This window comes from uncultured Gimesia sp. (assembly GCF_937919775.1).
GTDB lineage: Bacteria > Planctomycetota > Planctomycetia > Planctomycetales > Planctomycetaceae > Gimesia.
This window is the reverse complement of sequence record NZ_CALFPF010000290.1, coordinates 1-2229: the sequence shown is the minus strand read 5'-3', so window position 1 is coordinate 2229 and position 2229 is coordinate 1. Positions and strand designations below refer to the sequence as shown.

The 2229-nt window shown below is 48.2% G+C and carries 2 protein-coding genes; one reads left to right on the top strand and one right to left on the bottom strand.

What is annotated here, in order from left to right; all coding sequences use genetic code 11:
• The first annotated feature begins 2 nt into the window (after positions 1-2).
• Positions 3-1277, top strand: coding sequence for a glutamyl-tRNA reductase (gene hemA, locus Q0294_RS07875; protein WP_299462960.1), 1275 nt, complete (start codon positions 3-5; stop codon positions 1275-1277).
• Positions 1278-1287: 10 nt separating this feature from the next.
• Here hemA and Q0294_RS07870 read toward each other — a convergent pair whose 3' ends face one another.
• Positions 1288-1764: a hypothetical protein gene (locus tag Q0294_RS07870; RefSeq protein ID WP_299462957.1), complete on the bottom strand. Its 477-nt coding sequence runs from the start codon at positions 1762-1764 to the stop codon at positions 1288-1290.
• Between the last annotated feature and the right edge of the window lie 465 nt (positions 1765-2229).

Here is a 2229-nt window from a genome sequence, read left to right as displayed (position 1 = left end):
ATCTGCAGGTCGTCTATTGCAACCATCAAACGGCAGGCTTGGATATTCGAGAGAGACTTGCTTTTTCATCGAAAGAACAGTTGGATAACGCCTATTCCGTTCTCAAGAAATCCTATCCGGCTACGGAGATGGTGGTGATTTCGACCTGCAATCGGGTTGAGCTTTATACGGCCACTCAGGAATCGGAAGTCGGTCCCACTCATCAGGATCTGGCCAAATTCTTTTCTGAGTTTCATCAGGTTCCGATCAGCGATTTTTTTGAAGACTTTCTGGAGCGCACCGGACCGGACGCAGTCAGGCATCTGTTTCAGGTGGCTTCGAGTCTCGACAGTATGGTGCTGGGGGAACCGCAGATCGTCAATCAGGTCAAGGAAGCATATCAACGCGCGACTGAGAATGCGTTGTGCGGTCCCTTAACACATGCGCTGTTTCAACAGGCGATTCGTGTTTCGGCCCGTGTGCGGACGGAAACACAACTCTCCGAAGGGCGGGTTTCCATCGCCAGTGTGGCAGTGGGTACTTTTGGAAAAGGAATTTTCGAACGCTTTGATGATAAAACGGTTTTAATCATCGGAGCAGGGGAAATGGCGGAAGAAACTCTGATCTACCTCAAAGATGAAGGCGTAAAGCGTGTGCTTGTTGTGAATCGCAGCTTGGAAAATGCGCAAAAGCTGGCGACGAAAGTGGGGGGAGAGGCGAAGCCTTATCAGGACCTGGAAGACTGTATTGCCGCAGCGGATGTGATTGTCAGTACCACCGGTGCCAGTCAGCCAATTGTGGATGTTGCCTGTTTTAAGCGTGTCTTAAAGAAAGCAGGAAACAAAACGTTTTTCATCCTCGACCTGGGAGCGCCCCGCGATTTTGATCCGGCTGTGGGCGAAATCAGCGATAATATCTTTCTCTACGATATCGATGATCTGGAAGGAACCTGCGAAAAAAATCGGCGGGCACGACAAAAAGAAGTGGAAAGCGCACTCGCAATCATTGATGAAGAAACAGACCGGTTCATGCACGGCGTTTACCACCGGGCAACAGGTCCGATTATTAAGCAGCTCAGGGAGCAGTGGCACGAAGTTCGTGAGCAGGAAGTCGACAAACTTTTCAGCAGGTTGTCACACCTGGATGAAAAAGATCAGGAATTGATCAAACGCTCAATCGAACAGATTGTGAATAAACTGCTGCATCCCCCCTTGGAAGTGCTGCGACAGGAAGCCAGGGAAGGGACCCCTCACGGATTACTCGATGCGCTCAAGCAGTTGTTTCATATTCGGGACTGATCGGGGGCTCTCACTCTTCAGTTTGACTCGGTCGTTTCACAGGCAAGTTGATCAGGACGGCGGCGATCAGACTTAACAGAATGTTGATGCTGTTAATGTATTTCGAGGCCTGATGGTACGCGGTGAATAACGCAGGGCGCGGACTGCCGGGGGGAGTGATCATGGATTCCAGCGGTGAATAGATCCAGAAATAGTCGATCAGACTCATTGCGAGAATGATCACCACGAGACTGAAAATAAAATTAGCTCTGCGGCGGGAGATCAGTTCTTTACTGCGAATACCCAGACATCCCAGAATTGATCCCGCTAATAAGACCCAGGCGATCGTATAATAAACGGGAAAGTGCAAAGTAATGAGTTGGTCTCGAATCAGGGAGTCGAATGGTTTGAAGGTCACATCCTGAACACCATTGACGACAAAGATCACCGCCGCTCCGACCCAGGCCGACAGACAGAAACGAATGAGTATCAGGCTGATAGTCTGCATAGTTCACTTGGAAGGGTAAAAAGTAATTCTGAAGAGCTTCAATTCACGATTCATCAACTCAATTTGATATCCATCAGAGTAAACAATTAACGGGAAGACATGAAAGCACCGGGCACTGCCGAGATCAGGATTTATCAAAATAGATGCTGCAGGAAAGGAAATCTCAAAACAGTTTGCCAGCGGTATTGGCTTTGGGTGCCTCTAAACGTTAGGATTGTTTATAAATTCGGCAGTTTCCGGAAAACATGCTTTTGGGGAGATAGAGAATCCCCTGCCTGTCAGTTACGATAGATTTCGTCTGATTTATATAATGTCGTGGTTCAAACCAGTATTCAGTCTGTATTGATACGGTGATTAAATATGAAACAAGCTATGATTCTTGCATCCAAACCAGGTCTTTGGAAACACGTTAATTCAGTTTCGGGAACAGTCTTTTCCAGGCTGGGATGGGGCGCTCTGGTGCTG